Raw genomic sequence first — 7,725 nt, 5'->3', positions numbered from 1 at the left:
TACGATCGTCGGCGGCCAGGGCTCTGACTGGCTGATTGGTGGCACGGGGGCGGACCTGTTCCGCTTCGATGCGGCCGTGAACTCGGGTGTGAACACCATCGAGGAATTCGCCGTCGGCGAGGACAAGATCGGGCTGTCGCTGGACGTGTTCCAGGGGCTGTCTCTGACGATGGGCGAGGACGCCTACGGCAACGCGTACGTGATGGGCCGCTGGCTCTCGAACGCGACGTTCAAGGTGGGTACGTCTGCGAGCACCTGGGAGCAGCGGATCGTGTACGACCAGGCGACGGGCTCGGTGTACTACGATGCGGACGGAGCAGGCGCGCAGGCGCAGGTTCTGTTTGCGAAGGTGAGCGCCGGCACGGCGCTCTCCGCCACCAGCTTCCTGCTGATCTGATCAAGTCCAAGCGCAGCAACGCATCATAAGAGCCGGCGGCACACCCGCCGGCTCTTATGATGCGTTCGGGCGTTAACGCTTCGTTGACTCTGCTGCCAGCGCGCGCTCTGCACAGGCTTTACACAGAACGTTCAACGAACAAAAATGAACGCATCAGGAACAAGGAGACGCCGACATGGTTCGCAGCATCATTGCAACCGCCGCCGAAATCGCTTCCCTCGCCATGTTCGGCTCTGCCGTGGCAATCTGGGCTCTGGTTCTTTCTCCCATCGCTTGATACCCGCAATCCACATCGACCCACCTGGATTCACAGGAACGAAATCCTCCACGACCCAGGTACAAGTCCTTAGCGGAGAATCGTGGCAGTATGCGCGCCGCATTGTGAGTAAAGAGTTTCATGGCGCGCATTCTTCAAGACATCGGTTTCGTTCACCTGCACGTGCACTCCTCGTATTCCTTGCTCGAGGGGGCTCTGAAGATTGCGCAGCTGGCGAAGCTCGCCGCGGCCGACAAGCAGCCGGCGCTGGCCCTGACCGACACCAACAACCTCTTCGGCGCGCTGGAATTCTCGGAGAAGATGTCGGGCTCGGGCATCCAGCCCATCGCCGGCGTGCAGCTCTCGGTCTGTTTCGAGGAGGCGGACCCGGTCGCGCGCGTCGTGCCGCAGCCTGCCGATGTGGTGCTTCTGGCCCAGACGGAGGAGGGATACCGCAACCTCATGCGCCTGGTGAGCCATGCCTATTTCGACGTGCCGCTCGGCGAGGCGCCTCGCGTCCAGGCTCCCATCCTGGCCAACCACAGCGAGGGGCTGATCGCGCTCACCGGTGGCTTTAAGGGGCCGCTCGACAGCGCCCTGCGCAACGGTGGACGCCAGGAGCTCGCCCAGGCCCGGCTGGACATCCTGAAGAACGCCTTCGGGCATCAGCTCTACGTGGAAATCCAGCGCCATGGGCTCGATGAGGAGCGTTTCGTCGAGGGCGAACTGATTGCGCTGGCCGACCGCAACGGGCTGCCGATCGTCGCCGCCAACGAGCCGTTCTTCTCCTCGCCTGAGGATTACGAGGCGCATGATGCGCTTCTCGCCATTGCCGAGGGGCAGCTTGTCTCCAACGACAACCGCCGGCGCCTCTCGCCGGAGCACCATTTCAAGACCCGCAAGCAGATGATGGAGCTGTTTGCGGATCTGCCGGACGCGCTGCAGGCGAGCGTCGAGATCGCCATGCGCTGCGCCACGCGCGTCAAGACCCACAAGCCGATCCTCCCGAGCTTCGGAACCGGCCCCGATGCCGCCGCCTTGGACGAGGGCGAGGAGCTGCAGCGCCAGGCTGAGGAGGGGCTCACCAAGCGCCTTGCCGCGCACGGGCCCGCGCCGGGCCTGACGGAGCAGGATTATCGGGACCGGCTTGCCTTCGAGGTCGGCATCATCCGCAAGATGAAGTTCCCCGGTTACTTCCTGATCGTGGCGGACTTCATCAAGTGGGCGAAGGATCACGACATTCCCGTCGGTCCCGGCCGCGGCTCGGGTGCGGGTTCGCTTGTCGCCTACGCGCTCACCATCACCGATCTCGATCCTCTGCGGTTCAGCCTGCTCTTCGAGCGCTTCCTGAACCCTGAGCGTGTGTCGATGCCGGACTTCGACATCGACTTCTGCGTCGAGGGGCGCGAGCGAGTGATCGAGTACGTTCAGCAGCGCTACGGCGAGGAGCAGGTGGCGCAGATCATCACCTTCGGCACCCTGCTGGCACGCGGCGTCATACGCGACGTTGGCCGTGTGCTCGAAATGCCCTACGGCCAGGTGGACAAGCTCACAAAGCTCGTGCCGCAGAACCCGGCAAACCCGGTGACCCTCGCGCAGGCGATCGAGGGCGAGCCGAAACTGCAGGCCGCCATCGAGGAGGAGCCCGTCGTCAAGCGCATGCTCGCCATCGCGCAGAAGCTCGAGGGCCTGCATCGCCACGCCTCAACCCATGCGGCAGGCGTCGTAATCGGCGATCGTCCCCTACAGGAACTGGTGCCGCTCTACCGAGACCCCAAGACCGGGATGCGGGTGACCCAGTACAACATGAAATGGGTCGAGCAGGCAGGCCTCGTGAAGTTCGACTTCCTGGGTCTGAAGACGCTTACCGTATTGCGCACGGCCGTCGATCTCATCCGGCGGAAGGGGATCGAGATCGATCTTTCGGCTTTGCCGCTCGATGACCGCAAGACATACGAAATGCTCCAGCGCGGCGAGACGGTCGGCGTGTTCCAGGTGGAATCGGTGGGCATGCGCAAGGCCCTCGTCGAGATGGAGACCGACCGCTTCGAGGACATCATCGCGCTTGTCGCCCTCTACCGGCCGGGTCCGATGGCGAACATCCCGGTCTACTGCGCCCGCAAGCTCGGCAAGGACGAGCACAACAAGAAGGACTGGTATCCCCACGACAAGCTCGAGCCGATCCTGCGCGAGACTTTCGGCATCATCGTCTATCAGGAGCAGGTGATGGAGGTGGCGAAGGTGCTGGCCGGCTATTCGCTGGGCGATGCCGACCTGCTCCGCCGCGCCATGGGTAAGAAGATTAAGGCCGAGATGGATGCCCAGCGCGAGCGCTTCGTCTCAGGCTCGGCCAAAGGCGGGCTCGACAAGGCGAAGGCGAACGAGATCTTCGACCTGCTCGCCAAGTTCGCGGATTACGGCTTCAACAAGAGCCACGCGGCGGCCTACGCCCTGGTCGCGTTCCAGACCGCATACCTGAAGGCCAATTTCCCGGTCGAGTTCCTGGCCGCGTCCATGACGCTCGACCTCGACAACACCGACAAGCTCTCCGAATTCCGCCGCGAGGCGCAGCGCCTCGGTTTCAAGGTGATCCCGCCCTCCATCAACCGCTCGGGCGTCGTGTTCGACGTGGTCTATGACGAGGATGGCAAGGGCTCGATCCTCTATGCCCTGGCGGCCGTGAAGGGCGTCGGCCGGCAAGCCGTCGAAAGCGTGGTGGAGGCGAGGGGGGATGAGCCTTTCAAGGACCTCGCCGACTTCGCCCGGCGCATCAATCCGCGCATGCTCAACAAGCGTACGCTGGAAAACCTGATCGCGGCCGGCGCCTTCGACGAGCTGGAGCCGGACCGGGCCAAGGCCTGTGCCTCCATCGACGCCATGATGAGCCTCGCCCAGCAGGCGCACGAGGCCGCCAATGGCGGCATGGTGGACATGTTCGGCGGCATGGCCTCCGCAAACGTGCAGTTGCGCATACCTTCCTACGAGCCCTGGCCCGCCGCCGAGAAGCTCCAGCGGGAATACGACGCCGTCGGCTTCTTCCTCTCGGGGCACCCGCTCGACGAATACGGCGATCTGTTGAAAAAACTGAGGGTCCAGACCTGGGTCGAGTTCTGCCGCTCGGTCAAGGCGGGCAACTCCGTGGGCCGGGTCGCCGCCACGGTGCTCGACCGGCAGGAGCGCCGCACCAAGACCGGCAACAAGATGGGCATCCTGACCCTCTCGGATCAGACCGGGCAGTTCGAGGCCATCATCTTCTCGGAAGGGCTGATGCGCCTGCGCGAAGTCCTGGAGCCCGGCACCGCCGTCGTCCTCATGCTGCAGGCGGGGGTCGAGGGCGAGGAGGTGAGGGCGCGCATCGGCATGGCCGAACCCCTGGAGGAGGCGATCGCCAAGCACCAGAAGGGCATGCGGATCTTCCTGCGCGACGAGCGGCCCATCACCAGTGTCTTCGAACGCCTGAAGGCAAGAGGCGAGGGTGAGGTCTCCCTGGTCCTCATCCTGGATGACGGAGACCGGGAGGTCGAGGTTAAACTTCCCGGCAAATACATGGCCACGCCTCAGATCGCAGGGGCTCTCCGCGCCGTGCCGGGGGTGGTGGATGTACATATGAATTGAGTGAGGGTGAGTTTGTTATATGTGGAACTTGCTACCCGGCTTTAGACTAAGATCCTTATTCTTGCTGCTGGGCAGAGCCGAACAAGAGCGCTTTGATGTGGATCCTAATAGCCCAGCTTGGGGAGCTGGGTATGAAAGGCGGGTACAGGGGCGAAAGGCAGATCCCAATCCGTATGCGGATCAACGGGATCGAGAAAACTATATAGACGGCTGGATCACCGCAGATGCAGAAGCCGATCACTGCGGTTACCCCCCCCGGCTAGAGGGCTGAGGCGGCGGACCCTACAAGTCAGTTTTGACTTGCGTTCTAGACACTTCCCAATTATACGCGCCCCCATCCCACACGCGGAATCCCCTCATGCACCTATGAGGAAACCCCGGTGGCCGGAATGTCCGGTCCACTGTTCCGCGGAGGCTTAACCGGAGTAAAACTAATGGCGCTTCCCGATTTCTCGATGCGCAGCCTGCTTGAGGCTGGCGCGCATTTTGGACACCAGTCCCACCGCTGGAACCCGAAGATGGGTCCTTTCATCTTCGGCACCCGCAACAACATCCACATCATCGACCTCGCCCAGACGGTTCCGATGCTGCACCGCGCCCTTCAGGCCGTCAGCGACACCGTTGCCAAGGGCGGCCGCGTGCTGTTCGTCGGCACGAAGCGTCAGGCTGCTGACGCCGTCGCCGATGCGGCCAAGCGTTCGGCGCAGTACTACGTGAACTCCCGCTGGCTCGGCGGCATGCTGACCAACTGGAAGACGATCTCCGGCTCGATCGCCCGTCTGCGCAAGGTCGACGAGATCCTCGCCGGCGGCGGTCAGGGCCTCACGAAGAAGGAGCGCCTCATGCTCGCCCGTGAGAAGGAGAAGCTCGAGCGCGCTCTCGGCGGCATCAAGGACATGGGCGGCACGCCCGACCTGATCTTCATCATCGACACCAACAAGGAGCAGCTGGCGATCCAGGAGGCCAAGCGCCTCGGCATCCCGGTGGCTGCCATCGTCGATACGAACTGCGATCCGGACGGCATCACCTTCCCGGTTCCGGCCAATGACGACGCCGGCCGTGCGATCTCGCTCTACTGCGATCTCGTGGCTCGCGCCGCCCTCGACGGCATTTCCCGCGGCGCAGGCGCCATGGGCATCGATATCGGCGAGTCCGTGAACCCGATGGCCGAGGAGCTTCCTGCCAACGACACCGCGACTGCCGCCTATGAGGGCGAGCAGTTCGAGCGTCTGGCGGCTCCCCGCGGCGCTCCGGACGATCTGACCAAGCTGAACGGCGTCGGTCCGCAGCTCGAGAAGAAGCTGAACGAGGCTGGCATCTTCCACTACTGGCAGCTGGCCGCCATGCAGCCGGCCGACATTGCCCAGCTCGACAAGGACCTGAAGCTCAACGGCCGTCTCGAGCGCGATGGCTGGATCGACCAGGCCCGCTCGATGATTGAGGCCGCTGCTGCGTAAGCCTCTTGCGCCGCGTATCCGCTGCGGCGCTTGAACGAAAAATCGAGCCCGGCGTTCCACGAGCGCCGGGCTCCCTGTATGCATGAACCCGTGAAAGGATTAGCCATGGCGAACATTACCGCTGCGATGGTGAAGGAACTGCGCGAGACGACCAGCGCCGGCATGATGGACTGCAAGGCGGCTCTCGCCGAGACCAACGGCGACATGGAAGCCGCCATCGACTGGCTGCGCAAGAAGGGTCTCTCCAAGGCCGCCAAGAAGGCCGGCCGCGTCGCCGCCGAGGGTCTCGTCGCCGTCGAGTCGTCCGGCCACGTCGCGACGATCCTCGAGGTCAACTCCGAGACGGACTTCGTCGCCCGCAACGACCAGTTCCAGGCTTTCGTCCGCGAAGCTGCCAAGATCGGCCTGAACGGCAACGGCACGGTCGAGTCTCTCGAGGCTGCCACCTTCCCTGGCTCGTCCACGACCGTGAAGGACCGCCTGCAGGAGCTTATCGCCACCATCGGCGAGAACATGACTCTGCGCCGCATCGCCAAGCTGGAAGTCTCCAAGGGCGTGATCTCGACCTACGTCCATAACGCCGTGACCGACGGCCTCGGCAAGATCGGCGTGCTCGTGGCGCTCGAGTCCGAGGGCGACGTGACCGTTCTGGGCGCGCTCGGCCGCCAGATCGCCATGCACGTGGCCGCCACCAATCCGGTGGCCCTGGATGCATCCGGCGTCGATCAGGCGACCATCGAACGCGAGACCGCGATCCTGCGCGACAAGAATGCCGGCAAGCCGGACCATGTCATGCAGAAGATCGTCGAGAGCGGCATGAAGAGCTACTTCAAGGAAGTCACCCTCCTGGAGCAGCCCTTCGTGCACGATCCCTCCAAGACCGTGACCCAGGTCCTCAAGGAGGCCGAGTCCAAGGCCGGCAAGCCGGTCACCCTCAAGGCTTTCGTCCGCTATGCCCTGGGCGAGGGCATCGAGAAGGAGGAGGCCCCGGACTTCGCGGCCGAGGTGGCCGCCCAGGCCGGGCTCAAGGCCTAAATCGAACCTTCGGCAAAACGGCGGCGCTTCAGCCGCCGTTTTCATGAGAGGGCCAGCGTAGCCGATGCACATCATCTCCGGATGCGAAACCGGGGATTGTTGTAGGCCGCTCCCAAAGGCATCGTATGCGGGTGGGCTTCTGGCCTCTCCCGAGAGGCGATGCGATTCTCCAGAAACAAGAAAGGTCCGACAGTGGCACAGTTCCGGCGCATCCTGGTGAAGCTCTCGGGAGAGGCCTTGATGGCTCCCGATGGTTATTGGCTCGATCCACAGACCCTGTCGGGCCTCGCCCAGGATCTGGCGCAGGCCACTCGGGCCGGATTCGAGATCGCTATCGTGATCGGCGGCGGGAACATCATCCGCGGAGCCCGGATGAGCGCGGCCGGCTGGATCGACCGTCCCACGGCCGATTCCATGGGCATGCTCGGCACCGTCATGAACTCGCTTGCCACCGAGACGGCCCTGAACGCCGCGGGCGTCGCCGCCCGCACCATGTCGGCGGTTTCCATGCCGACCATCTGCGAGACCTATGCGCGCCAGCCGGCGCTGCACCATCTCGACAAGGGGCAGGTTCTTGTTCTGGCCGGCGGCACGGGCAATCCCTTCTTCACCACGGACACGGCTGCCGTTCTGAGGGCCGCGGAGCTGCGCTGCGATGCCGTTCTGAAGGCCACGCAGGTGGATGGCGTCTATTCGGCTGACCCGAAGAAGAATCCCGATGCGGTCCGGTTCGACCGCCTCACCCACGACGAGGCTATCGCGAAGGATCTGAAAGTGATGGATACGGCGGCCTTCGCCCTTGCCCGCGAGAGCAGGCTCTCCATTATCGTGGGTTCGGTTCACGCCCCGAGCTCGGTGACCGCTCTTCTCCAGGGCAAAGTTCCCTCGACAGTGGTATCTCCTTGATCTGGGGCCTTGATGCTAGAGTTTGGGAAGCGTAAGCCCATAATAACAACAGCTGAAAA

At 63.8% G+C, this 7,725-nt stretch carries 5 protein-coding genes; all 5 read left to right on the top strand.

What is annotated here, in order from left to right:
* The coding region (locus LG661_RS20205) for a M10 family metallopeptidase C-terminal domain-containing protein (RefSeq protein ID WP_407666760.1) at positions 1-397 on the top strand (397 nt) is incomplete at its 5' end.
* A 397-nt stretch (positions 398-794) separates the two neighbouring features.
* On the top strand, positions 795-4,268 hold the full coding sequence (gene dnaE / locus LG661_RS20200; RefSeq protein ID WP_230533763.1) for a DNA polymerase III subunit alpha: 3,474 nt from the start codon (positions 795-797) through the stop codon (positions 4,266-4,268).
* 434 nt (positions 4,269-4,702) lie between these two features.
* Positions 4,703-5,725: a 30S ribosomal protein S2 gene (locus LG661_RS20195; protein ID WP_230533762.1), complete on the top strand. Its 1,023-nt coding sequence runs from the start codon at positions 4,703-4,705 to the stop codon at positions 5,723-5,725.
* Positions 5,726-5,830: 105 nt separating this feature from the next.
* Complete coding sequence (tsf, locus tag LG661_RS20190; protein WP_230533761.1) at positions 5,831-6,760, top strand: translation elongation factor Ts; 930 nt, start codon at positions 5,831-5,833, stop codon at positions 6,758-6,760.
* A 159-nt stretch (positions 6,761-6,919) separates the two neighbouring features.
* On the top strand, positions 6,920-7,666 hold the full coding sequence (gene pyrH, locus LG661_RS20185) for a UMP kinase (protein WP_407666759.1): 747 nt from the start codon (positions 6,920-6,922) through the stop codon (positions 7,664-7,666).
* Positions 7,667-7,725: the final 59 nt, after the last annotated feature.

It is taken from the genome of Microvirga roseola, assembly GCF_020866965.1.
GTDB lineage: Bacteria > Pseudomonadota > Alphaproteobacteria > Rhizobiales > Beijerinckiaceae > Microvirga > Microvirga roseola.
This window is presented reverse-complemented; position numbering and strand designations above follow the sequence as displayed.

Bases quoted from the DNA above. Each gene is read 5' to 3' on its own strand.
- dnaE (WP_230533763.1), top strand. From the start codon at position 795: ATGGCGCGCATTCTTCAAGACATCGGTTTCGTTCACCTGCACGTGCAC.
- LG661_RS20195 (WP_230533762.1), top strand. From the start codon at position 4,703: ATGGCGCTTCCCGATTTCTCGATGCGCAGCCTGCTTGAGGCTGGCGCG.
- tsf (WP_230533761.1), top strand. From the start codon at position 5,831: ATGGCGAACATTACCGCTGCGATGGTGAAGGAACTGCGCGAGACGACC.
- pyrH (WP_407666759.1), top strand. From the start codon at position 6,920: ATGCGATTCTCCAGAAACAAGAAAGGTCCGACAGTGGCACAGTTCCGG.